Origin of the sequence: Streptomyces genisteinicus, assembly GCF_014489615.1 — a bacterium.
GTDB classification, from domain to species: Bacteria; Actinomycetota; Actinomycetes; order Streptomycetales; family Streptomycetaceae; genus Streptomyces; species Streptomyces genisteinicus.
This window is the reverse complement of sequence record NZ_CP060825.1, coordinates 870,234-892,555: the sequence shown is the minus strand read 5'-3', so window position 1 is coordinate 892,555 and position 22,322 is coordinate 870,234. Positions and strand designations below refer to the sequence as shown.

22 protein-coding genes and 2 pseudogenes are annotated in these 22,322 nt (G+C 73.5%); 8 read left to right on the top strand and 16 right to left on the bottom strand.

Annotation, left to right across the window (positions count from 1 at the left end; genetic code table 11):
• Nucleotides 1-29 precede the first annotated feature (29 nt).
• Entirely contained in the window at nt 30-1,604 is a 1,575-nt protein-coding gene (locus IAG43_RS03915) for an alkaline phosphatase D family protein (protein WP_187739358.1), read from the bottom strand.
• 109 nt (nt 1,605-1,713) lie between these two features.
• On the bottom strand, nt 1,714-2,544 hold the full coding sequence (locus IAG43_RS03910; RefSeq protein ID WP_187739357.1) for an alpha/beta fold hydrolase: 831 nt from the start codon (nt 2,542-2,544) through the stop codon (nt 1,714-1,716).
• A gap of 153 nt (nt 2,545-2,697) precedes the next feature.
• Between IAG43_RS03910 and IAG43_RS03905 the strand changes: the two genes are divergently transcribed.
• Entirely contained in the window at nt 2,698-3,591 is an 894-nt protein-coding gene (locus IAG43_RS03905) for an RNA polymerase sigma-70 factor (RefSeq protein WP_187739356.1), read from the top strand.
• A 255-nt stretch (nt 3,592-3,846) separates the two neighbouring features.
• A complete protein-coding gene (locus IAG43_RS03900) occupies nt 3,847-4,611 on the top strand; it encodes a GntR family transcriptional regulator (RefSeq protein ID WP_187739355.1) in 765 nt (254 codons plus the stop codon).
• A 68-nt stretch (nt 4,612-4,679) separates the two neighbouring features.
• Here IAG43_RS03900 and IAG43_RS03895 read toward each other — a convergent pair.
• Nucleotides 4,680-5,151: pseudogene (locus IAG43_RS03895) on the bottom strand (IS5 family transposase); the annotation flags it as partial.
• Between the two features lie 414 nt (nt 5,152-5,565).
• On the opposite strand from IAG43_RS03895, the pseudogene IAG43_RS03890 reads away from it, so the two are divergent.
• Nucleotides 5,566-6,564, top strand: a pseudogene (locus IAG43_RS03890) (helix-turn-helix domain-containing protein).
• Nucleotides 6,565-6,582: 18 nt separating this feature from the next.
• Here IAG43_RS03890 and IAG43_RS03885 read toward each other — a convergent pair.
• Nucleotides 6,583-6,900: an Imm51 family immunity protein gene (locus IAG43_RS03885; RefSeq protein ID WP_187739354.1), complete on the bottom strand. Its 318-nt coding sequence runs from the start codon at nt 6,898-6,900 to the stop codon at nt 6,583-6,585.
• A 480-nt stretch (nt 6,901-7,380) separates the two neighbouring features.
• On the opposite strand from IAG43_RS03885, the gene IAG43_RS03880 reads away from it, so the two are divergent.
• The gene (locus IAG43_RS03880) at nt 7,381-7,587 is read left to right on the top strand and encodes a hypothetical protein (RefSeq protein ID WP_187739353.1); all 207 of its coding nucleotides are present in this window, start codon (nt 7,381-7,383) and stop codon (nt 7,585-7,587) included.
• A gap of 304 nt (nt 7,588-7,891) precedes the next feature.
• Here the strand turns inward: IAG43_RS03880 and IAG43_RS03875 are convergent, their stop codons facing one another.
• On the bottom strand, nt 7,892-9,049 hold the full coding sequence (locus tag IAG43_RS03875) for an ROK family transcriptional regulator (RefSeq protein ID WP_187739352.1): 1,158 nt from the start codon (nt 9,047-9,049) through the stop codon (nt 7,892-7,894).
• 174 nt (nt 9,050-9,223) lie between these two features.
• Here IAG43_RS03875 and IAG43_RS03870 point away from each other — a divergent pair, with 174 nt between their 5' ends.
• Nucleotides 9,224-9,658, top strand: a complete 435-nt coding sequence (locus IAG43_RS03870) for a hypothetical protein (RefSeq protein WP_187739351.1) — start codon at nt 9,224-9,226, stop codon at nt 9,656-9,658.
• Between the two features lie 248 nt (nt 9,659-9,906).
• Here the strand turns inward: IAG43_RS03870 and mug are convergent, their stop codons facing one another.
• Genes mug through IAG43_RS03855 form a run of 3 tightly spaced genes read right to left on the bottom strand, consistent with a single transcriptional unit; the run spans nt 9,907 to nt 12,811 of the window.
• Nucleotides 9,907-10,476 (bottom strand): G/U mismatch-specific DNA glycosylase, encoded by a 570-nt coding sequence (gene mug, locus IAG43_RS03865; protein WP_187744285.1) that lies wholly within the window; start codon nt 10,474-10,476, stop codon nt 9,907-9,909.
• The gene (gene purB, locus IAG43_RS03860; protein WP_187739350.1) at nt 10,473-11,915 is read right to left on the bottom strand and encodes an adenylosuccinate lyase; all 1,443 of its coding nucleotides are present in this window, start codon (nt 11,913-11,915) and stop codon (nt 10,473-10,475) included. The genes mug and purB overlap by 4 nt, the downstream gene beginning before the upstream one ends.
• A gap of 59 nt (nt 11,916-11,974) precedes the next feature.
• The gene (locus IAG43_RS03855; protein WP_187739349.1) at nt 11,975-12,811 is read right to left on the bottom strand and encodes an SGNH/GDSL hydrolase family protein; all 837 of its coding nucleotides are present in this window, start codon (nt 12,809-12,811) and stop codon (nt 11,975-11,977) included.
• 61 nt (nt 12,812-12,872) lie between these two features.
• Between IAG43_RS03855 and IAG43_RS03850 the strand changes: the two genes are divergently transcribed.
• Nucleotides 12,873-13,880 (top strand): maleylpyruvate isomerase family mycothiol-dependent enzyme, encoded by a 1,008-nt coding sequence (locus IAG43_RS03850; protein ID WP_187739348.1) that lies wholly within the window; start codon nt 12,873-12,875, stop codon nt 13,878-13,880.
• Between the two features lie 114 nt (nt 13,881-13,994).
• Here the strand turns inward: IAG43_RS03850 and IAG43_RS03845 are convergent, their stop codons facing one another.
• The 3 genes from IAG43_RS03845 to IAG43_RS03835 form a co-directional block, all read right to left on the bottom strand.
• Complete coding sequence (locus IAG43_RS03845; protein ID WP_187739347.1) at nt 13,995-15,011, bottom strand: hemolysin family protein; 1,017 nt, start codon at nt 15,009-15,011, stop codon at nt 13,995-13,997.
• Nucleotides 15,008-16,360 carry a hemolysin family protein gene (locus tag IAG43_RS03840; RefSeq protein ID WP_187739346.1) on the bottom strand — a complete coding sequence of 451 codons (1,353 nt, stop codon included), beginning with the start codon at nt 16,358-16,360 and terminating at the stop codon, nt 15,008-15,010. The genes IAG43_RS03845 and IAG43_RS03840 overlap by 4 nt, the downstream gene beginning before the upstream one ends.
• A gap of 170 nt (nt 16,361-16,530) precedes the next feature.
• The gene (locus IAG43_RS03835; RefSeq protein WP_187739345.1) at nt 16,531-16,953 is read right to left on the bottom strand and encodes a GNAT family N-acetyltransferase; all 423 of its coding nucleotides are present in this window, start codon (nt 16,951-16,953) and stop codon (nt 16,531-16,533) included.
• A gap of 107 nt (nt 16,954-17,060) precedes the next feature.
• Here IAG43_RS03835 and IAG43_RS03830 point away from each other — a divergent pair, with 107 nt between their 5' ends.
• Both IAG43_RS03830 and IAG43_RS03825 read left to right on the top strand, forming a co-directional pair.
• Nucleotides 17,061-17,276 carry an antitoxin gene (locus tag IAG43_RS03830; RefSeq protein WP_147990918.1) on the top strand — a complete coding sequence of 72 codons (216 nt, stop codon included), beginning with the start codon at nt 17,061-17,063 and terminating at the stop codon, nt 17,274-17,276.
• Nucleotides 17,273-17,644, top strand: coding sequence for a fic family toxin-antitoxin system, toxin component (locus IAG43_RS03825; RefSeq protein WP_187739344.1), 372 nt, complete (start codon nt 17,273-17,275; stop codon nt 17,642-17,644). The genes IAG43_RS03830 and IAG43_RS03825 overlap by 4 nt, the downstream gene beginning before the upstream one ends.
• 62 nt (nt 17,645-17,706) lie before the next feature.
• Here IAG43_RS03825 and IAG43_RS03820 read toward each other — a convergent pair whose 3' ends face one another.
• The 5 genes from IAG43_RS03820 to bioB form a co-directional block, all read right to left on the bottom strand.
• Nucleotides 17,707-18,378 carry a class I SAM-dependent methyltransferase gene (locus IAG43_RS03820; RefSeq protein WP_187739343.1) on the bottom strand — a complete coding sequence of 224 codons (672 nt, stop codon included), beginning with the start codon at nt 18,376-18,378 and terminating at the stop codon, nt 17,707-17,709.
• Nucleotides 18,379-18,425: 47 nt separating this feature from the next.
• Nucleotides 18,426-18,782 carry a VOC family protein gene (locus IAG43_RS03815; protein WP_187739342.1) on the bottom strand — a complete coding sequence of 119 codons (357 nt, stop codon included), beginning with the start codon at nt 18,780-18,782 and terminating at the stop codon, nt 18,426-18,428.
• A 152-nt stretch (nt 18,783-18,934) separates the two neighbouring features.
• Complete coding sequence (gene bioD, locus IAG43_RS03810; RefSeq protein WP_187739341.1) at nt 18,935-19,648, bottom strand: dethiobiotin synthase; 714 nt, start codon at nt 19,646-19,648, stop codon at nt 18,935-18,937.
• 109 nt (nt 19,649-19,757) lie between these two features.
• Entirely contained in the window at nt 19,758-21,101 is a 1,344-nt protein-coding gene (locus IAG43_RS03805) for an adenosylmethionine--8-amino-7-oxononanoate transaminase (protein WP_187739340.1), read from the bottom strand.
• Nucleotides 21,094-22,269 (bottom strand): biotin synthase BioB, encoded by a 1,176-nt coding sequence (gene bioB / locus IAG43_RS03800; RefSeq protein WP_187739339.1) that lies wholly within the window; start codon nt 22,267-22,269, stop codon nt 21,094-21,096. Before bioB ends, IAG43_RS03805 begins: the two co-directional genes overlap by 8 nt.
• Between the last annotated feature and the right edge of the window lie 53 nt (nt 22,270-22,322).

Genomic DNA, 22,322 nt, shown 5'->3' with positions numbered 1-22,322 from the left:
GGGCCGGACCGCGGCCCCGGCGCTGGGCCCTACTGGCCCACGCGCCCCGGCTGCAGCGTCCTGCCGAACAGCACCGCACCGCTCCCGGCGCGCAGCCGGACGGTCAACTCCCCGCTCCCGCCGTCGATCTCGACCTCGCCGAAGTACTGCTCGGACTCCATCGGCGAGACGTTCGCCCGCTCGGGAGCCCGGACGAACACCCGCTCCGGGCCGAACGTCGCGTCCAGCGCGTTCGCCGGGAAGCCGCCCGCCGCCAGCGGACCGGAGACGAACTCCCAGAACGGCTCGAAGTCCTTGAACGCCGCCCGCTCCGGCGCGTAGTGCTGCGCGGAGGTGTAGTGGACGTCCGCCGTCAGCCACACGGTGCCGGTGATCCGCCGGTGCTTGATGTACCGCAGCAGTTCGGCCACCTGGAGCTCCCGTCCCAGGGGAGCTCCCGGGTCGCCCTGCGCCACCGCCTCGAAGTCCGTCGCGCCGTCCGGGACCACCAGCCCCAGCGGCATGTCCGAGGCGATCACCTTCCACACCGCGCGGGAGCGCGACAGCTCCCGCTTGAGCCAGGCCAGCTGTTCCGCGCCGAGGATGCCCTCGGCGTCGTCCGCCTGCCGACCGGGGGAGTTGGCGTTGCGGAACGAGCGCATGTCGAGGACGAACACGTCGAGCAGGGGCCCGTGGCGCACCACCCGGTGGACGCGGCCGCCGGGCCTGCCGGGAGACAGCGTCCCGATCGGGAAGTACTCGGCGAAGGCGCGCATCGAGCGGCGGGCGAGCACGTCCACGTCCTTCTCGGTGTACCGGGCGTCGTCCAGGATCTGGCCCGGGTACCAGTTGTTGCGCACCTCGTGGTCGTCCCACTGCGCGATCACCGGCACCTGCGCGTTGAACCGCCGCACGTTCTCGTCCAGCAGGTTGTAGCGGAAGGTTCCGCGGTACTCGCCGAGCGTCTCGGCGACCTTCGACTTCTCCTCGGTCATCAGATTGCGCCACACCCGGCCGTCGGGGAGCGTCACGCTCGGCTGGAGCGGCCCGTCCGCGTACACGGTGTCGCCGCTGCACAGGAAGAAGTCCGGGTCGAGGCGCCGCATCCCCTCGTACGCGCGGTAGCCGCCGATGTCCGGGTTGATGCCCCAGCCCTGGCCGGCGATGTCGCCCGACCAGACGAAGCGCACCCCCTGCCGCCGCCGGGCCGGCGCCGTGCGGAAGGTGCCGGTCACCGGCTCGCCGGTGCGGCGGGGATCGTCCGGGTCGGCGAGGGTGACGCGGTAGTGCACCTGCTCGCCCGGCGGCAGTCCGCGCAGCGCCGTCGTGCCGGTGAAGTCCGTGCCCGCTCCGAGGAGCGGCCCGTGCCACCTGCGGGAGCGGCGGAACGAGCCGGTGGCCGAGGTCTCCACGGTCATCCGGGCCGGCCGGTCGGAACGGACCCAGACCAGACCGGACGTCGTGGTCACGTCCCCGGTCTGCACGCCCCACCCCGCGCGGGGGCGGCCGGAGAGCGCCAGCGCCGGGGCCGCCCCCGCGGCGGGCAGAGCGAGCGCGGCGGACGCCGCCGCCGTGCCGAGCAGGACGGAGCGCCGGGCCGGGGCGGGCCGGAGGGCGTCGGACATGGTGGTGCCTCCATGCGGGTGCCGTGGTGGGTGCCGCCCAGCCTGGTGCCCCGCGGCGGCGGGCACGCGAACACCGGATGAACACCGGCGGTGCCCGTCACCGCCCCGCTCAGCGGCTCCCGTCCAGCACCACCCGGGCCACCTGCGCCGGATCGTCGTTCATCGGCACATGGCCGCATCCCCGCAGCCGCACCAGCCGTGCCCCGGGGATCGTCCGCTTGGCGCGCACCCCCTGGCGGGGCAGCAGCAGCCTGTCCCGGTCGCCCCAGGCGATGGTCACCGGCACCTCCCGCACGTCGTCGGCGAACAGCGTGTTCCCGCCCGCGGCCAGCGTCCGGTGGAAGCCGGTGGCGTCGCGCAGCGCATGGGTCTCGGCCACGGCCGCCCCGGGCGAACGGCGCCCGGTCCGCGCGTAGATGAGGCTCAGCAGCGCCGCACGGCCGGCCGCACCCCGCGACAGCCGTTCGATCACCGGCGGCGGCATCGCGACGGCCCCGAGCCGCATCGCCCGCAGCGCGGTGAACGCGTACACCCGCTCGCCCGGCGACCAGAAGCCCGCCGGGGACAGTGCGGTGACGGACCTCACGCGCCGCCGGCGCCCCAGCTCCAGCGCGAGCAGGCCGCCCAGCGAGTTGCCCGCGACATGGGGGCGTTCCACCGAGAGTTCCCGGCAGAACGCGTCGAGCGCCGCGGCGACGGTGGGGAGGTCGTACGGCAGGCCGTCCGGCAGCGGGCCGGACGAGCCGAAGCCGGGCAGGTCGACGGCGATGACCTCGCGCTCGGCGGCGAGGATCTCCAGCACCGGTTCCCAGGCCTGCCAGTGGTGACCGATGCCGTGGAGCAGCAGCAGGGGCTCGCCGGCCCCACGGCGTTCGTAGCCCAGGGTCAGCGGCGCGCCGCCCCGGCCGGTGGTGACGGAGAAGGAGATCTCTTCGGCCATGTGCTGCTGCTCCCCGGTTGCTGGACGGTACGTCAGCAACAATTACCGTTCGGTAGCCCGCTGTTCAAGCCCTGGCGGCCGCCCGGCCGGTGTGCCGCGCGCCGCACGGCCCGGCGCTGGACACCGGGCGCCGCGCCGGGTTGGGATGGCCGTGTGGCAACCGACACCGTGAACGACGTCTTCGAAGAGCACCGGTCCCTGCTGACCGGCGTCGCCTACCGCATGCTCGGCAGGGTCGCCGACGCCGAGGACGTGGTGCAGGAGGCGTGGCTGCGCTGGTCCGCCGCCGACCGCGGCGACGTGCGCGAACCCCGCGGCTGGCTCGTCCGGGTGACCACCCGCCTCGCGATCGACCGGCTGCGCCACATCGGCTCCCGCCGCGAGTCCTACGTCGGCCCCTGGCTGCCCGAGCCGATCGTCACCGACTTCGGCCCCGAGGTCCCGGACACCGCCGAACGCGCCGTCCTCGCGGACTCCGTGTCCCTCGCCGTCCTCGTCGTGCTGGAGACGCTCTCCCCTCCGGAGCGCGCGGTGTTCGTGCTCCGCGAGGCGTTCGGGTTCCCGTACGCCGAGATCGCGGCCACCCTGGAGAAGTCCGAGGCCGCCGTGCGCCAGCTCGCCGGGCGCGCCCGGCGGCACGTCGGGGAGCGCCGGCACCGCTACGACGTGGACCCGGTCCAGTGCCGCGACCTGACCGAGCGGTTCCTGGCCGCGGCCGCCGGCGGCGACCTGGCCCGGCTCCTCTCCCTCCTCGCGCCCGACGCGGTCCTGGTCGGCGACAGCGGCGGGAAGTCCAAGGCGCCGCTGCGCGTCATCCGCACCGCGGACAAGGTGGGCCGCTTCCTGTTCTCCGTCAGCCGCGAGCCCCTCGACGGCATGGAGACGCGGTTCGTCGAGGCCAACGGCGCGCCCGCGCTGCTGGTGCTGACCGACGGCCGCCCGGACAGCCTCTTCCAGGTGGAGGCGGTGGAGGGGCGCATCGTCTGCGTCTACATCGTCCGCAACCCCGACAAGCTCGCCGCCCTGGCCGCCCCCGGGGCCCTCTGACACCTCCGCCCGCCGTACGGGACCCCGCGCCGCACGCCCGGCGCGGGGTCCCGTCGCGTTCCGACACCGCGGTGGCATCGGTGCGACAACCTCATGAACGCACCGCGATGCCGGGCGACTCCGCAGCGTGACAGCCCCATGATTGGTCTTGACCAAGTGGAAGCCCGGTTCTATCGTGCACAGGGTTAGTGCAGGAACCTTTAATAAACAAGGGCGCGGAAAGCCGCCGGGGACACGGCGATTGCGGAGGACAGGGTGGGGACCACGCAGCTCGACACGGTGCCGGAGCCTAAGTACTGGCACCTCAAGACCGTCTTGGCCGAAGCACTCGACTCCGAGTTCGCGGTCGGCGAGATCCTGCCCAACGAACGTGATCTCGCCGCCCGTTTCGGCGTCGCCCGCGCCACGCTGCGCCAGGCGCTGGAGCAACTGGAGCTCGAAGGACGCCTCCAGCGCCGCCGCGGCGTCGGCACCACCGTCGCGCCGCCGCGCGTGGGCGTGGACGTCTCCGCGTCGCCGTACGACTGGCCGGGCGTCGCCGCGGACTCCTGGCAGCCGACCGAGTGCACCCGCGCCGTGCCCCCCGCGGCCGTCGCCCGCCACCTCGAGAGCGAGCCGGCCGAGGAGACGCACGTCGTCCGCCGGGTGCGGATGGGCCACGGCCAGTCCGTCGCCGCCGAACTGCTCTACGTGCCGGCGGCCTCGGTGCCCGACCTGTCCGGCATAGACGCACCCTCCGGCCCCGCCCTCGCCCGCAGCGTGCTGCGCGAGCTCGCCCGGCTCGAACTGGAGGGCCAGGACCGGGCCGTGGAGCTCGGCTCCGCGGGCGCCGTGGACGCCAAGGAACTCGACCGGCTCCCCGGGGCTCCCGTCCTCGTCGTCACCACCCGCTACTTCTCCGGCGGCCGGACCGCGGCCGTCTCGGTGGCGACCTACCGCGCCGACACCTGCCGACTGACCTTCGGCGCCCACGGCGACCTGGAGATCAGCCACGACGACGACCGGCGCCGCGCCTCCTGACGGCACCCGAAGGCCACGGCCCGCCCCGGCGCACCGCCCGGGGCGGGCCGCCGGGGCCCATGGGTGCGTGACAGGGGCAGGCCACGACCGTCGACGGCGAGGCGGACCTTGGTGGTCAGCCCGCCTCGGGAACGGTCGAGGGCCTGGCGCGTCTGCGAGCGGCCCGGATCTTCCAGTTCGTCCCCAGCCGCGGCCTCTCTTTGCGGCACTGGTGGTGTGCTGATGGGCACGGTTGACCGTGGAGCCGACGGCGACGGTCCACTCCACCTGGCCCACCGCGTCGTCGCGGACCTGACCATGCTCCAGCAGCTTCGCCCAGGTCCCATCCGCTTCCCGGCGGGCGAACCGCTCACAGACGGTCTGCCAGGGCCCGTACCGCTCGGGCGGATCGCGCCACGGAGCCCCAGTCCGCAACCGCCACAGCACCCCGTTGACCACCTGCCGGTGATCATGCCGCGGACGACCACGCCCATCCACCCGCGGCAACAGGGGCTCTATTCGCTCCCACGCCACATCCGTCAACTCACCTCGACCCGCCACAAGATCAATGATCAGAGTGCCCGTGCTCGGCCTCTCGCGCGGGGTCCGTCACGAAACGGCTCAGCCGGTAGGTGGTCGGCGCCGCCAGGCGCCCGCACAGCGTGTCGATCCGGATCATCGCCCCGTCGACTCCGGCCTCCCGAAGACGGCGCAACCCCGAACACATCTCCGCCTGGTCCCGAGTCTCAACGACCACTTCCCAGTGTCCCGCGTCCGGCGCGGTGCGAGCAGCAAGCCGCTGCCGCGCGTCCTCTTGCCGCCGCCTTCCGTTCCCCTGCCCTGGCACCTGCCCAGAATCACTGGCCGGCGTCAGGACGGCAAGGCAATGGGACCGAACATGCACCCGCTCGGTGATCATTTGTCAGACATGCCCTAGTGCTGTGACCGAGAAGGTTCACCGGGTTGCTCGTTGTGCTGGTTGGAAGCGATGTCGCTTCCAACCAGCAGGGCAGGCGGGATGGCACTACCGGTCAGGTCCGGAGGCTGACGGAGCAGGAGGGCAGAAGCTTCAGCAGACCGTTCGGCGAGGTAGTACGAGCTCGGTGCGGTTTCGGCGGGCGATGCTGCTGTTGGCCTCGGCCAGCAGCAGCACGGTCCCGATGATCGCGCGGCTGGTCCAGGCGGACGAGGACACCGTCCGGGATGTGGTCCATCGCTTCAACGAAATCGGGCTTGCATGCCTCAACCCTCAGTGGGCGGGAGGCCGCCCCCGCCCGCTGAGCGGTGACGACGAGGACTTCCTCATCCAGACGGCCACCACCCGCCGGACCGTGCTGGGCAAGCCCTTCACCCGCTGGCCGGTCCGCAAACTTGCCGACCACCTGCGCCGGAACATGACCAGGCCCATCCGGATCGGCCGCGAGGCCCTGCGGTGCTTACTGGCCCGTCGGGGGATCACTTTCCAGTGAACGAAGACCTGGAAAGAATCCCCGGACCTGGCCTTCGATGACAAGCTGGAGAGAATCGAGTACGCGGTCGGCGACGACAAGCTGTGGGGTGTCAACCGGCGCCGCAAAGGCATCGACCAAACCTGGGCCGCTCTGCGGTCGATCCGAGCAGCCCGCCCGGACGGCGGCCCGATCTACGTGATCCTGGACAACCCTCCGCCCACCTGAACTGGAAGATCCGTAGGTGGGCGGCCAGGAACAAGGTCGAGCTGTGCTTCACACCCACCTACGCGTCCTGGGCCAACCCCATCGAGGCTCACTTCGGGCCGCTGCGGCAGTTCACCCTCGCCAACTTCCACCATCCGAACCACAGCGTCCAGACCCGGGCCCTGCACGCCTACCTGCGCTGGCGCAACCAGAACGCCCGCCACCCGACGTCCTGGCCGCCCAGCGCCGCGAACGCGCACGCGTCCGCAGCGAACGAGGTCTCCGCTGGGGCGGCAGGCCGCTGCCTGACCCCGCTTAACTCGGCGAAGTCACAGCATCAGTCGTCGAACTCGAAGCCCGAAGCCTCCGCACGGGCAATGATGTCGCGGACTGCCTCGGGGCTCGTGATAACGGATTCGACGGCCGTCTTGAGTCGCGCGAGGTCGCTTGAACTGCCGACCGCGCAGAACATGCCAGCCTCGCTGTCGAAATCGACGTGCTGAGCAATATCCGGCCAGGCAAACCGCGCGAGACCCTCCCAGAAGTACCCGTTTGGCTCGTGCCCGGCGGCAACTACTGCGGCATCGGCAGCCAGGCCGCCGGCATCCAACGTCAGCGAGTGCTCGCCATCGAAGTCATGGAGGTGGATGGTCACGTCGCGATCGTCTCACCCCAGCAGGCGAACCGTTCGCCCGGTCCCTCACAACTCTCGAACCCGGTGAACCTTCTCGGTCACAGCACTAGGCGCACCGCGGGCGCTCTGAGCTGTGCGCAGCCAATATCCGGGCTGTTGGGCGCAGTTGGCGGCTTCCGGACTTGTCACCGCTCGGGTACATTCGGTGTAGATGCACCTCGGATTTGAGCCGTCCCGGCTCATGCGCCCCGCTGGTGTACCAGGGAACCCCGCCAGGGCGGGGCAGGAGGAGCAACGGTATGGAACACGCGTTGACCTGACAGGTCGGCGCATTCGGGTCCCGCATGCTGTGCGCGGCCCGAAGGGGTTTGGTCCGTACGCATCTGGTCGGCCTAGGCCCCTGGTGACCGTTGACATTCTCGCGGTCCGGTTCCTGACGCTGCCTCGCCATGCCCGGGTGCTTCTTGAGCCAGGCCGCCTTGCCCGAAATGGGTGGGTTCCGTGACTCCTCAGTCTTTTCTCTGGTCCGTCGTCGTCAGCTTCCTTCTCTCGCTCGTCGCCGGCTTGATTGCCGTTCTGGTTCGCATAGATCTCAAGGGCACGGCCGCCGAGGTCTGGGTCTGGGGTGCCTCGACGTTCGCCACCTGCATGACGCTGTGCGTTGCGGTGGCCGTCTTGTACGCGATGCTGCAGCACACGAAGAAGTGACCTTGATGCCTGCTGCGCGGCTGGACGCCTGCATGGTCTCGGTGAGGATGTGCCGCAGGAGCCATCCCGAGAGTCCGAACCAGGCGACGGCGCACGCTGTGCGGCTGGCCTTGGTCGCCCGGTGGCCGGCGTGCGCGCTGATCGACCGGATGGAGACGGGGTCGCCGTCGAGGAGGGACCTCGGGGCGACATCGCCGGTGACGAACCGTCCGGGTGCCCTCGGTTCCTGGCACGACGTGGTGGAAAGGCCGGAGCAACCACCCCCGTCCGCTCTCCGATCCACTGCCCCACGAGGCCGCGACGGTCAGCGACGCGCGGTCGCCGTGCCCTCCACCGCGAAGAGCTGCTCCTCCACGTGGTCCAGAGCCACCCGCAGCGCCCCGGTCGCCACCGCCGCCTCGCCCAGCATCGACAGCGTCACCTGCGGCGGCCGCAGGCAGTAGCGCGACAGCTCGGTGCGCAGCGGCGCCAGTACGCCGTCGAGCCCCGCCGCCCAGCCGCCGATGACCACCAGCTCCGGGTCGAGCGCCAGCACCAGGGCCGCCACGTCGTGCACGAGCCGCTGGTTGTACCGGTCCACGGCCTTGCACGCCTGCTCGTCGCCCTCCCTGGCCAGGGCGAACACCTCGGCCACCGCCTGCTCGTCGAGCGGCGGCAGCGGCTCGTCCGTCGTCGACAACAGCGTCTCGGGGGTGACCTCGCGGCCCAGCAGGTGGAGCGCCCCGATCTCGCCCGCCGCGCCGCCGAAGCCCCGGTGCAGCCGTCCGCCGATCAGCGACCCCGCTCCCGGGCTGAGCCCGGCGAGGACGAACACGATGTCGTCCGAATCCCGCGCGGCCCCTTTCCAGTGCTCGGCCACGGCCGCCGCGTTCGCGTCGTTCTCGACCAGCACCGGGCAGCGGAACGAGCGGCTCAGCCGCTCCCCGAGCGGCAGGCCGGTCCAGCCCGGCAGGGCCGTCGACAGGCGTACCGTGCCGTCGGCCTCCACGATCCCCGGCGACCCGACGCCGACCGCGCGCAGGCTGCTCCGGGCCACGCCCGTCCTGCGCAGCACGTCGGCCACGACCGACCGCACGCGGTCCAGCCGGTCGTCCGCGCTCGCCGTCTCCGACACGTCCCGGGAGCCGGCGCCGATGATCCGGCCGTCCAGGCCGGAGATCAGGACCGCGACACGGTGGGCGCCGATCTCGATGCCCAGCAGATGGCCGGCCTCCGCACGGAAGCGGTAGCGGCGCGCCGGGCGCCCCTGGCGCCGTGCCTCGCCCTCCTCGGGAACGCTCTCCACGACCAGTCCGGCCTCGACGAGTCCCTCGACCACGCCCTCGACCGTGGGGCGCGACAAACCCGTGATGCGGGTGAGGTCGGTCAGGGTGGGGGATTGCGCGCCCCGCAGGGAGTGCAGCACCACGGCCGAGTTGATACGCCGCAGCAGGGAAGGATCTCCGCCGGTCAGCCGCCCCACTGTGTGCCCTCCCGGTTCGAGCGCTTCCTGGCCGGATCGTACTCGGTGCGGCAGGGGAGCGCGCACCCGCCCCGAGCCGTCCCGCACCTGCGGAACCCGACCGTCCGCCCGGGACGGCGCCGGGCCGGACCTGACGGTGCGCCAATTGTCGTAGGGGGCTTGTTTACTGGGGTCATGACCACCGCACGGCATCTCGCCGAGATCGACCTGCTGCGCGGCCGGGACTTCCCGGACGTGCCCGGCCCCTCGCGGTCCGGAGCCGCGGGCCCCGGGTACCACCTCGCACGGCTCCCGGTGGCGGGCGGGGACGGCACCGGCCGGGAAGCGGTGCCGGAGGAGGGGGAGGAGCAGTGCCGGGCGGAGTGCGAGGCGCTGGCGGCGGCCCTCGCGGTGCGGTGGGGCGATCCGCAGCACATGAGCCTGTGGTCGGCGTCGGTCTCGGCGGCCGCGGGGGAGGACGTGCCGCCGCCCTGGGAGGAACTCGGCCACCGGGCCGGGGACGTCCTGCTGTGGCGGGTGGCCGGGCGCTGGATAGCGGTGGCCGCGGCTCCCGCGGACGGCTACCGGTGGGAGCTCCTGGTGGCCGTCACCACGACCGACCCGCCCTGACACGCGCTCCGCCCGCCGGCGTCCGCGCGCCTGCGTCCGCGCGCCGGCGTCCGCGCTGGATTCCGGTGAGCTCCACGACGGGCGCGCAGCCCCTGCGGCGGTCACCCGGCGGGGGCACGACGCCCGCCGCCCGCGACCGGCACACGACGAGGCCACGGCCCCGCGCCCCGCGGGCGTGCGCCGCCGCCGCACGCGGCCCCGTGATCGCGGCAGAGGCCGGCGCCATGGCTCCCCGCTCCCGCCGGCGTTCAGCGCCGTGGCGCCGCGCTCCCGGACTCCTCCGCCGCCAGGCGCAGTTCCTCGTAGGCGTCCGCCATCGTCCGCAGCGTCCAGTGGGCGTTGAGCCCGCTCGGGTTGGGCAGCACCCAGATCCGGGTGTCGCCGATCCGCCGCTCCTGCGGGCCGACCGCAGCGGACCGCTCCCCGAAGGCCGTGCGGTACGCGGTGATGCCGACGACCGCCAGCCACCGGGGCCGCAGCCGCTCCACCTTCGCGGTGAGCACCCGGCCGCCCTCGCGGTACTCCTCGGCCGTCAGCTCGTCGGCGTGGGCCGTCGCACGGGCCACCACGTTGGTGATGCCGAGGCCGAGCGAGGGCAGCAGCCCCTGTTCCCCCGGCGCCAGCTGCCGGGGCGTGAAACCGGACCGGTGCAGCACCGGCCAGAACCGGTTGCCCGGACGGGCGAAGTGGTGCCCGGTCACGGCGGTCGTCAGACCGGGGTTGATCCCGCAGAACAGCACCCGGAGGCCGTCCGCGACCACGTCCGGCACGAGCCGGTCGCGGGCGGCCTCCAGCTCCGCGGGGGAGAACCTCGTCAGAGGATCGCTCCCGGCGCGTAGAGCGCTGCCTGCGGGTGCTGCTTCACGATCTCCTCGATCCGGGAGACCACGGCCGCGACCTGGCCCGCGGCACCGCCGGTGAACGACAGCTTGTCCGCCATCAGCTCGTCGAGCTGCGCCCGGTCCAGCGGGATGCGCCCGTCGCCGGCCAGCCTGTCGAGCAGTTCGTTGCGCTCCGCGCCCTGCTCGCGCATGGCCAGGGCGGAGGCGACGGCGTGCTCCTTGATGGCCTCGTGCGCGACCTCCCGGCCGACACCGGCGCGGACCGCGCCCATCAGGACCTTGGTCGTCGCGAGGAAGGGCAGGTAGCGGTCGAGCTCCCGGGCCACCACGGCCGGGAAGGCGCCGAACTCGTCGAGCACGGTCAGGAAGGTCTCCAGCAGACCGTCCAGCGCGAAGAACGCGTCGGGCAGCGCCACGCGCCGCACCACCGAGCAGGAGACGTCGCCCTCGTTCCACTGGTCGCCGGCGAGCTCGCCGGTCATCGAGGCGTAACCGCGCAGGATGACCGTCAGACCGTTGACCCGCTCGCAGGAGCGCGTGTTCATCTTGTGCGGCATCGCGGACGAGCCGACCTGGCCGGGCTTGAAGCCCTCGGTCACCAGTTCGTGGCCGGCCATCAGCCGGATCGTCTTCGCGACGGAGGACGGGGCGGCGGCCAGCTGCACCAGCGCGGAGACCACGTCGTAGTCGAGCGAGCGCGGGTAGACCTGGCCCACCGAGGTGAACGCCTGTGCGAAGCCGAGGTGGCCCGCGATGCGCTGCTCCAGCTCGGCCAGCTTCGCGGCGTCGCCGCCCAGCAGGTCGAGCATGTCCTGCGCGGTGCCGACCGGGCCCTTGATCCCGCGCAGCGGGTACCGGCCGAGAAGGTCCTCCAGCCGGGCGTAGGCGACGAGCAGTTCGTCGGCGGCGGTGGCGAAGCGCTTGCCCAGGGTGGTGGCCTGCGCGGCCACGTTGTGCGAGCGGCCGGCCATGACGAGCTCGGCGTACTCGCCGGACAGCTTGCCGAGCCGTGCCAGCACGGCGACCGTGCGGTCGCGCACCAGCTCCAGCGAGAGCCGGATCTGGAGCTGCTCGACGTTCTCCGTCAGATCACGCGAGGTCATGCCCTTGTGGACGTGCTCGTGGCCGGCGAGGGCGTTGAACTCCTCGATCCGGGCCTTCACATCGTGCCGGGTGACCTTCTCGCGCTCGGCGATCGACCCCAGGTCGACCGTCTCCAGCACCCGCTCGTAGTCGTCGAGCGCCGCGTCCGGGACGTCGATCCCGAGGTCCTTCTGGGCGCGCAGGACGGCGAGCCAGAGCCGGCGCTCGAGGCGGACCTTCTCCTCGGGGGACCAGAGGACGGCGAGCTCCGCGGAGGCGTAGCGGCCGGCCAGGACATTGGGGATGCGAGGCTTCGCAGACACAGCAGTCACGTGTCCGGATTCTACTGGTGGTTTCTGCAGGCCAGCGCCATGGCCCCGGTTGTGCGTTGCTACGAACGGTCCGAGGGCGCCGGACCGGTGCCGGGCAGGTGCCCGTCCCGCTCCGCCGCCGCGGCGGCCGCCTCGTAGGGAGCCAGCTCGGGACGCTTGGCCGGGCGGCCGTCGCCGGACGAGCGGCCGGTGAGCCGGCGCCCGATCCACGGCCCGAGATGCTGACGGGCGAAGCGCAGGTCCGCGATCCGGCGCACTCCCCACCCGGGCAGGACGGCCGGGGGCAGCCCCGCCCGCCAGTCGTCCTCGGCGTCGAGTCCGAGGGTCTGCCAGACGGCCTCGGCGACCCGGCGGTGCCCCTCGGCCGTGAGGTGGAGCCGGTCGACGTCCCACATCCGCTGGTCGGCCAGCACCTCGGCGCCGTACAGGTCGACGACGAGCGCGCCGTGGCGGGCGGCGAGGGTGTCGATGTGCGCGAACAGCTCCTCCATCCGCGGCCGGAAGCGCTGCTGCACGGGGCCGCTGCGGCCGGGGGAGCGCATCAGCACCAGCGTGCCGCAGGAGGGGGCGAGCGTCTCCACCGCCTGGTCGAGCAGCCCGCGGACCCGGCCCATGTCGCACTTGGGGCGCAGGGTGTCGTTGAGGCCGCCGACCAGGGTGACCACGTCGGCGCGCATGGCCGCGGCCACGCCGACCTGCTCCTCGACGATCTGGCCGATGAGCTTGCCGCGCACGGCGAGGTTGGCGTAGGCGAAGCCGGGGGTGCGGGCGGCCAGGCGGGCGGCGAGCAGGTCGGCCCAGCCGCGGTAGCTGCCGTCGGGCAGGAGGTCCGACATGCCCTCGGTGAACGAGTCACCGACCGCGACGAAACTGGTGTAGTTGGCATTCATCTCCATGGCGCAGCGATCGTACCGCGCGGTAAGGTCCGTCGGTTCCGTACCGGGAGGGGAGCAATCAGTGAGCGATGCCCTGCTCAACACGCTGGCGGAGGCGCTGGCGGACGTGGTGGCCACGATCGACACCTGCGACGACGAGACACTCGACCCGGACACCGCCGTGAAGTGGCTGGAGACCACCGGCTCCCTGCTGGACAGACTCCCCCCGTCGGACCGCAGGAGTCTCGGACGCCTCCTGCGCCGGGCGGCCGGCCGCAGCCCCGCCGGCCCCTGGCGCGAGACGCTGCTGCGGCTGCCGGAGAGCTTCGGCCTCGACGACGACCAGCACGAGCTCTACTGCGAGGCGATCGAGCACACGGTACGGCGGTTCACCGCGGTGGTCCGCGACGTGGACCCGGCCACCCCGGTCACGACCTGCCCCGGCTGGACCTTCGCCGACCTCGTCCGGCACCACGGCGCCACCCACCGCTGGGCGGCCCACGTGGTGGGCGTGCGGGCCTGTGAGCCGGTCTCGGCCCGTGACGTGCCCCTCGCCCTCCCCGCCGACCCGTCCGGCCTCCCGGCGTGGACGGCCGAGTCCGCCGGACTCTCGCTCGCCGTCCTGCGCAAGGTCGACCCGGAGGCGCCGATCTGGTCGTGCGGAGCCGACCAGCACGTCGCCGCCTACGCCCGCCGCCTGCTCTTCGAGGCGGTCGTGCACCTCGCCGACGCGGAGCTCTCCCTCGGCAGGGAACCGGACATCGCGGCGGGCACGGCGGCCGACGGGGTCGAGGAGTTCCTGGAGAACCTGCCGCACCTGCCGCGCCTCGCCCGGCTGGTGGCCGCGCTCCCGGCGGGCACCGTACGCCTGACCGCCGCCGACACCGGCGCGGCCTGGACCGTCGCCTTCGGGCCCGACGGCTTCTCCTGGACCCGGACCGCGGGGCCCGCACCCTCGGCGGAGGTGACCGGCACCGCCGCCGACCTGCTGCTCTTCGTCCACGGGCGCCGTGCGCCCGGGGACCGGCGCCTGACGGTGGCCGGCGATCCGGCCGTGGTGGAGAGCTGGCGCGCGGCGACCGTGTTCTGACGCGGTGGGGAGCCGGCGCGCGGCGACCGCTTTCCGGCCCCGCCCACCGGGCCGGGCCCGGCCCGGCACACCGCCACGACGGCGGCGCACCGGACCGGGCCCGGAGGGCGGGGCTCAGCGCGACGGGCGGCCGACCAGCTCGCGGAGGATGTCCTCCATGGTCACCAGACCCTCCGGCCGGCCGTCCTCGTCGAGCACGGCGGCCAGGTGCGTCCGGCTGCGCCGCATCGCCGTGAGCACGTCGTCCAGCGGCGTCGTCGCCCGCACCCGGGCGATCGGGCGCATCGCCGTCACGGGGAACGGAAGATCCCGGGGAGTGGCGTCCAGGGCGTCCTTCACGTGCAGGTAGCCGAGGATGCGCCGCCCGGTGTCGATCACCGGGAACCGCGAGAACCCCGACTCGACCGACAGCCGCTCCAGCTGCTCCGGTGTGGTCCCGGCCTTCGCGTAGACGACCTGCTCGACCGGCATCACCACGTCGCGCACCGGACGGCGGCCCAGCTCCAGGGCGTCGCGCAGACGTTCCGCGGCACGGTCGTCGAGGAGCCCGGCCTCGCCTGAGTCCTGGACGAGCGAGGCGAGCTCGTCGTCCGAGAACGTGGCCGACACCTCGTCCTTCGGCTCCACCCGCAGCAGCTTCAGCAGACCGTTGGCCAGCGCGTTGATGGTGAAGATCACCGGACGCAGCGCCCGGGCCAGCGCCACCAGCGGCGGACCGAGCAGCAGTGCCGAGCGCACCGGCTCCGCGAGCGCGATGTTCTTCGGCACCATCTCGCCGAGCAGCATGTGCAGGTAGGTGGCGAGCGCCAGGGCGATGACGAACGAGATCGGGTGCACCGCGCCGTGCGGCACGCCGATCGCGTCGAAGACCGGTTCCAGCAGGTGGGCGATGGCCGGTTCGGCCACGATGCCGAGCACCAGGGTGCACAGCGTGATGCCCAGTTGGGCCGCCGCCAGCAGCGCCGACACGTGCTCCAGGGCCCACAGCACGCTGCGCGCGCGACGGTTGCCCGCCTGCGCCTCCGGCTCGACCTGGCTGCGGCGCACGGAGATCAGCGCGAACTCGGCGCCGACGAAGAAGGCGTTGACGACCAGGGTGAGCAGGCCGATGAACAACTGGATCCCGGTCATCGTCCGGCCTCCTCGGTGAGTCCGCCGTCCTCGGCGCCGTCACCGGCGAGCGGCGCGTGCATCAGGACCCGGGCGGCCCGCCGCCCGGCGGCGTCGACCACGTCGAGGCGCCAGCCCGCGAGGTCGATGCGGTCGCCCTCGGCCGGGATGCGGCCCAGTTCGGTGGCGACGACCCCGGCGAGCGTCTCGTAGGGCCCGTCCGGGACGTCCAGGCCGATCGTCGCGAGCTGGTCCGTGCGGGCGGCGCCGTCGGCGGACCAGAGCAGGCGGCCGTCGGCGTCCTCGCCCGCCCGCGCCAGGTCGGGCGTCTCGTGCGGGTCGTGCTCGTCCCGCACCTCGCCGACGACCTCCTCGACGATGTCCTCCAGCGTGACGACGCCCGCGGTCCCGCCGTACTCGTCGATCACCACGGCCATCGCCGAACGGCCCGAGAGGCGGTCGAGCAGCCGGTCGACGGTGAGCGTCTCCGGCACGAGCACCGGCTCGCGCAGCAGGTCCGACACCCGCCGGCGCGGCCGTTCGCCGGCGGGCAGGGCCAACACGTCCTTGATGTGCGCGATGCCCACGACCGTGTCCAGGCTGCCCCGGTACACGGGGAAGCGGGAGAGGCCGGTCGCCCGGGTCGCGTTCGCGACGTCCTCGGCGGTCGCCGACGCGTCCAGGGCCATCACCTGGACCCGCGGCGTCATCACGTTCTCGGCCGTGAGATCCGCGAGGTTCAGCGTCCGGACGAAGAGCTCGGCCGTGTCCGCCTCCAGCGCCCCGGCCTTCGCCGAGTGCCGGGCGAGCGCCACCAGCTCCTTGGGGCTGCGCGCGGACGCCAGCTCCTCGGTGGGCTCCATCCCGAGCCGTGTCACGATCCGGTTGGCGGTGCTGTTGAGGTGCCCGATCAGCGGGCGGAAGGCGGCGGTGAAGAACCGCTGCGGCGGCGCGACCACCTTCGCCACGGCCAGCGGCGAGGAGATGGCCCAGTTCTTGGGCACCAGCTCGCCCACCACCATCAGCACGACCGTGGACAGGGCGGTGCCGATGACCAGCGCCACCGACGAGGCGACGGAGGGGGACAGGCCCAGGTCCTCCACCGGCCCGCGGATGAGCGCGGCGATGGACGGCTCGGAGAGCATGCCCACGACGAGGTTGGTCACGGTGATGCCGAGCTGGGCGCCGGAGAGCTGGAACGTGAGGCTGCGGACGGCCTTCAGGGCGCCGGCCGCGCCCCGCTCGCCCCGCTCGGCGGCGCGTTCGAGCTCGCCGCGTTCGACGGTGGTGAGCGAGAACTCCGCCGCGACGAAGACACCGCAGGCCAGTGAGAGCAGCACCGCCACGGCGAGCAGGAGCACTTCGGTCATCGGTTCACCTCCGTCCCGTGAGCGGGCGTCCCGTGATCGGACGGGGGGAGGCTGGTCGCGCGATGTCTGCTACTGGGAGGCTCGCCCATGGGCGGACGCTCACACCTTTCGTACGGGGGGTCGGCAATCCCCCCATCGTAAAGGAGCCGCAAATCAGGGACGCGCGACGGTCAGGCGAACGGCTTCACCCAGCGCCGCCACTGGTCCTGACGGCCGTACCCGGCCGCCGACCAGGCGTGATGCGCCCGTTCGTTGGCCTCCAGCACCATCGCGTCGGCGCGCCGCCCGCCCACCGCGGCGAAGCGCCGCTCGGCGGCCTCCAGCAGGGCGGCGGAGATGCCCCGCCGCCGGTGCGAGGGCAGGACGGCGAGCCGGTAGAGGGAGCACCGCCACCCGTCGTACCCGGCGATCACCGACCCGACCAGCAGTCCGTCCAGCTCGGCGAGGATCAGCGCCTCGGGGTCCCGGCCGACGAGCCGGGTCACGCCGTCGACGTCGTCCGTGATGCTCGTCCCCTCCGCCGCGACGGTCCAGAAGGCCAGCACGGACTCCGCGTCGGCGGGGGTGGCGGGACGTATGCGCAGATCGTTCATGATCGCGAGCCAAGCACGCGCCCGGAACCGCCCGCCACCGGGTTTCGTCCTGCGGGACGCCGCCCCGCACCTTGCGGGTGCTAGCGCACCAGCGCTAGCGTTGAGGGGTGGCCAAGACACAGCTGAACGTACGGGTCGACGAGACCACCGCGGAAGCCGCCCGGCAGCGGGCGCTGGCCCGCGGCATGAGCGTCAACCGCTACATCGAGGAACTCGTCAAGCAGGACGCCGGCGAGGCGGGCCGCACCTTCGTGGACGCGGCGGCCGACTTCATGAAGGAGTACGAGGCGGTCTTCGCCGAGGAGTTCGGCGAACGGCGTTGAGCCTCTCCATCGACCTCGCCTGGCTGCTCATGGTCGCCGAGCACCGCACGCCCGGCGACCCGCAGGTGACGGACTGGGGCGCGCTCGTCGCCGCCGTCGGCCGCCACGACGCCGAGATCTTCGGCACGCCCGTCTACCAGGACCCGCACACCAGGGCCGCCGCCCTGCTCCAACTCCTCCTGCACGTGCCGGCGCTGGAGCACTCGAACGCGATGTTCGCCTCCGCCGTCGCCTACGGCTATCTCGTGGCCTCCGGCCTGAAGGTCGACACCTCTCCGGAACAGGTGCGCGACCTCGCCCGTCTGGTCAAGGAGGGCAAGGCCGACGTCCACGCCGTCGCCGGCGAACTGCGGCAGTGGTGCCGCTGAGCCCGCCCACCCGGGTCCGCTGACCGCCCGGGCTCGTACAGCCGCTTCCCGTCCGGGCACGTTCAGCCGTCCGCCCGCCGCCGCGCCACGCCGATGACGCACGGCGAACTCGGGAGCGGCACGCCCCCCGCGGGCACCTGGAGCCGCCGGTACGCCCCGAGCTCGAACCCGGCCGCCCCGATCGCGGCGAGCGTGTCCCGCGCCGTGTGGCACCCGCCGAACAGCCGGGGCCACACCGTGGCGTCCACCACCCGCTGGACCCGTGCCGCGCCGGGTGTGGGCGCCAGCCCGTGCTCGAAGAACCGCAGCTCACCGCCGGGACGCAGCACCCGGTGGAGCTCCGCGAGGGACCTCGGCAGGTCCCGTACGGTGCACAGCACCAGCGAGGCCACCGCCGCGTCGAACTCCCCGTCGCCTGCGGGCAGCGCCTCCGCCGTCCCCGGCACCACGCGGACCGGCACCTGCGCCCGCGCGGCCGCCGTGAGTGCGGCGTCCCGCAGCGTGCGTTCCGGCTCGACGGCCAGCACCCGCGCCACACCGGCCGGATAGCGGGCGAAGTTCAGCCCGTTGCCCGCCCCGATCTCGACGACCTCGCCGCGCAGCCCCGCCAGCAGCTCCTCGCGGTGCGCCGCGACCCCGGCGCGGTGATCGGCCGCGACGCTCATCCGCGCCCAGAAGCGCGCGAAGAGAGGATGGTGGACGGTGTCCCCGGCCGCCTTCGACGCACGCTCCATGCCCCCGGACCTCCTCGAAGACGCCGGGCCACCAGGGTGACCGCGGCTCAGGCGGCGGACGTGCCCGCCACGAAGCAGAACTCGTTGCCCTCGGGATCGGCGAGCACCTGGAACGTGCCGTGGGCGTCGGTGACGGGCCCCCCGACGCGGGAGGCGCCGAGCCGCACGGCCTCGTCGGACGCCGTGTCCACGTCCCCCGCGTGCACGTCGAGATGGAGCCGGTTCTTGGCCGCCTTCTTCTCGGGCACCTTCTGGAAGGCGACCCGCACGGAGTCCGGCGGATCCACGTACGACCAGTCCGCGCCGCGGTCCACCGCCTCACCGCCGAGCAGCGCCGCCCAGAAACGGACGAGCAGGCCCGGGTCGTGGCAGTCGAAGACGATCTCCTCGATGCGTGCACGCATGGGGTCAGCCTACGGGAGGGCCCCGACGCCTTCGAGCCGTTCGGCTCCCGGCCCGCCGTGCACGGTGCGCGGTGCGAGCACCCGCCACGGCGGGGCGTCGGGACGCCCGCCGGGGCGGGGCCCCCGGGGCACCGGACGCGCCCCGGCGGTGTTCAGGCGCCCGCGGCGGCCCAGGCGGCCGTGTCCAGGCGGCCGCCGAGCGCGGGGGCGAGCCAGTCCGGCGCCGCCGCGCGGAACGCCTCCGGCCCGAGCGACCCCGCGCCCCCGGGGACGGCGCCGAGCAGCGGGACGCCCGCGGCGACCGGAAGGTCGGCCCGGTTGCACAGCGCGGCGAGGTCCGGCTCGGCCGGCCAGCTGCCGATCACGACGCCCAGCTGGGTGAGCCCGCGTGCCCGCAGCGCCTCGGCCGTCAGCGCGGTCGCGTTCAGGGTGCCCAGCCCGGCCGGGGCGACGACCAGCACCGGCGCACCGAGCAGGGCGGCGGCGTCGGCGAGGGTGGAACCGGTGTCGTCGAACCGCACCAGCAGCCCGCCCGCGCCCTCGACCAGCACCAGGTCGTGCTCGGCCGCCAGCTTCCCGGCCGCCTCGGCGATCCGCTCGGGCCCCACCGGGGCGAGCCCCGCACGCCGCGCGGCCGTGGCGGGGGCCAACGGCTCCGGGAAGCGCGCCAGTTCGACGGCCGTGATCCGGCCCGCGAGCCGTGCCACCTCGGCGGCGTCGCCCGGCTCGCCCGGTGCGACACCGGTCTGCGCCGGCTTGAGCACGGCGACCGAGCGCCCCTGGGCGGCGGCCACCGCGGCGACGGCCGCCGTCACGACGGTCTTGCCGATCTCGGTCCCCGTACCCGTCACGACGATCACTGACATGCTGCACTTCCCTGTCGTTGCTTTCTGGCCCGGACCGTTCCCCCCGGACCGACCCGCCCCGGACCGATCCGCCGGGTCGTGCTGCCCCCGGCCCTCCTGACGCGCGGCCTCAGCCCGCGGCCGCCGCCGCGACCACGCCCCGGCACACGGCCGCCAGGTCGTCCTCCCCGGTGACGTACGGCGGCATCACGTACACGAGATCGCGGAACGGCCGCAGCCAGACGCCCTCGCGGACGGCCGCGCGGGTCGCCGCCGCCATGTCGGCCTGATGGTCGAGCTGGACGACGCCGATGCCGCCGAGCACGCGGACCTCCCGCACCCCGGGCAACTCCGAGGCCGGGGCGAGGCCCTCGCGCAGACCCGTCTCCATCCGCTTGACCTCCTGCCGCCAGTCCCGCTCCAGCAGAAGGTCCACGGAGGCGCAGGCCACTGCCGCGGCCAGCGGGTTGCCCATGAAGGTCGGCCCGTGCGCCAGCACGGGGACCTCGCCCCGGGAGATGCCGTCGGCCACCCGCGGGGTGCACAGCGTCGCCGCCATCGTCAGATAGCCGCCGGTCAGCGCCTTGCCCAGGCACATCACGTCCGGCGCGACACCGGCGTGGTCCGCGGCGAACAGCTCACCGGTCCGGCCGAAGCCCGTGGCGATCTCGTCGAAGACCAGCAGCACGTCGTGCTCGTCGCACGCCTCGCGCAGCACCCGCAGGTACGCGGGCGAGTGGAAGCGCATCCCGCCCGCGCCCTGCACCACGGGCTCCACGATCACGGCGGCCAGCTCGTCCGCGTGCCGCGCGATCAGCTCCCGCAGCCCGTCGGCGTACGACTCCTCGAAGTCCGCGGGCGGCGCGGGGGCGAAGACCTGCTCGGGCAGCACGCCCTGCCACAGGCCGTGCATCCCGCCCTCCGGGTCGCACACCGACATCGGCTGCCAGGTGTCGCCGTGGTACCCGCCGCGCCAGGTGAGCATCCGCCGCTTGGCCGGGCGGCCGAGCGAACGCCAGTACTGGAGGCACATCTTGACGGCGACCTCGACGGAGACGGAGCCGGAGTCGCACAGGAAGACGTGGCGCAGCGGCTCCGGGGTGATCTCCACGAGCCGTGCCGCCAGCCGGACCGCCGGCTCGTGGGTGAGCCCGCCGAACATCACATGGCTCATCCGCCCCAGCTGCGCGGTCGCCGCCGCGTTGAGCACCGGGTGGTTGTAGCCGTGCACCGCCGACCACCAGGACGACATGCCGTCGATCAGCTCGGTCCTGCCCTCGGTCTCCTCGGCCAGCCGCAGCCGGACCCCGGAGGCGGACCGCACGACCAGCGGGTCCGTACGGCCCGGCATCGGGCCGTACGGGTGCCAGACGTGCGCCCGGTCCAGGGCCAGCAGCTCGCCCGCGGAGTACACGGCGCGAGCCGGCTGACCCGGGCCGGCCGGCCCGGCAGGGCGGTCCGAGTGCTCAGGCATTGGGCGCGAGGTCCGTGCCCGCGCCGCGGCGGCGCACCGCGACCAGGTCCGTCCGGGCGCCGGTCGCCGGAGCCGCCGCGGGCTCCGCCGCTTCGGCGGCCGGCTCGTCGCCGCAGCCGCCCCCGCCGTCCCCGCAGACCGAACCGCAGCCGCCTCCGGCCGCCGCACGGTGCTCGGGCAGGGTCGTCGTGTCGCTGCCCTCGACCTCGAACCCGGCGTCCGCGATCATCTCCAGGTCGGCCCTGCCCGCCTGGCCCTCGCTGGTCAGGTAGTCGCCGAGGAAGATCGAGTTCGCCAGGTGCAGGGCGAGCGGCTGCAGCGAGCGCAGGTGCACCTCGCGGCCGCCGGCCAGACGCACCTCGACGTCCGGGCAGACGAAGCGGACCATCGCGAGGATGCGCAGCGCGCGCTGCGGGGTGAGGTTCCACTCCTTGGCGAGCGGCGTGCCCTCGAACGGGATCAGGAAGTTGACCGGCACCGAGTCCGGGTCCAGCTCGCGCAGCGAGAAGACCACGTCCACCAGGTCCTCGTCGCTCTCGCCCATTCCGGCGATCAGCCCCGAGCAGGCCGACAGACCGGCCGCGTGCGCCTTGTTCACCGTGTCCACGCGGTCGGCGTAGGTGTGGGTGGTGGTGATCTCCCCGTAGGTGGACTCCGAGGTGTTCAGGTTGTGGTTGTACGCGTCCGCGCCGGCGTCGCGCAGCCGTTCCGCCTGGCCGTCCGAGAGCAGTCCGAGGCAGGCGCACACCTCGACGCCCTCGTTCTGCTCCTTGATCGCCTCGATGGTCTTCGACACGCGGTCCACGTCCCGGTCGGTCGGCCCGCGGCCGCTCGCCACCAGGCACACCCGCTTCGCGCCGCCCGCGACACCGGCGGCGGCCGCCTGGGACGCCTCGTCCGGCTTCAGCCAGGTGTACTTGAGGATCTCCGCCTTCGACCCGAGTCGCTGCGAGCAGTAGGAGCAGTCCTCCGGGCAGAGGCCGGACTTCAGGTTGACCAGGTAGTTGAGCTTGACTCTGCGGCCGAACCACTGGCGGCGCACCTTGCCGGCCGCGGCCACCACATCGAGCAGGTCGTCGTCGGAGGTCGCCAGCACGGCGAGCGCTTCTTCACGGGTCGGCAGCTCGCGCCGCAGCCCCTTGTCCACCAGCGTGTTCAGCAGGTCCATGGCGCTGATCCTGACGTACGGCACTGGCCGCGGCCAAGGAGGAACTCGACAAC

Coding starts and splice junctions, on each gene's coding strand:
- IAG43_RS03915 (WP_187739358.1), bottom strand. CDS start 1,604: ATGTCCGACGCCCTCCGGCCCGCCCCGGCCCGGCGCTCCGTCCTGCTC.
- IAG43_RS03910 (WP_187739357.1), bottom strand. CDS start 2,544: ATGGCCGAAGAGATCTCCTTCTCCGTCACCACCGGCCGGGGCGGCGCG.
- IAG43_RS03870 (WP_187739351.1), top strand. CDS start 9,224: ATGACCACCGCACGGCATCTCGCCGAGATCGACCTGCTGCGCGGCCGG.
- IAG43_RS03855 (WP_187739349.1), bottom strand. CDS start 12,811: ATGGAGATGAATGCCAACTACACCAGTTTCGTCGCGGTCGGTGACTCG.
- IAG43_RS03845 (WP_187739347.1), bottom strand. CDS start 15,011: ATGACCGGGATCCAGTTGTTCATCGGCCTGCTCACCCTGGTCGTCAAC.
- IAG43_RS03840 (WP_187739346.1), bottom strand. CDS start 16,360: ATGACCGAAGTGCTCCTGCTCGCCGTGGCGGTGCTGCTCTCACTGGCC.
- IAG43_RS03835 (WP_187739345.1), bottom strand. CDS start 16,953: ATGAACGATCTGCGCATACGTCCCGCCACCCCCGCCGACGCGGAGTCC.
- IAG43_RS03820 (WP_187739343.1), bottom strand. CDS start 18,378: ATGGAGCGTGCGTCGAAGGCGGCCGGGGACACCGTCCACCATCCTCTC.
- IAG43_RS03815 (WP_187739342.1), bottom strand. CDS start 18,782: ATGCGTGCACGCATCGAGGAGATCGTCTTCGACTGCCACGACCCGGGC.
- bioD (WP_187739341.1), bottom strand. CDS start 19,648: ATGTCAGTGATCGTCGTGACGGGTACGGGGACCGAGATCGGCAAGACC.
- IAG43_RS03805 (WP_187739340.1), bottom strand. CDS start 21,101: ATGCCTGAGCACTCGGACCGCCCTGCCGGGCCGGCCGGCCCGGGTCAG.
- bioB (WP_187739339.1), bottom strand. CDS start 22,269: ATGGACCTGCTGAACACGCTGGTGGACAAGGGGCTGCGGCGCGAGCTG.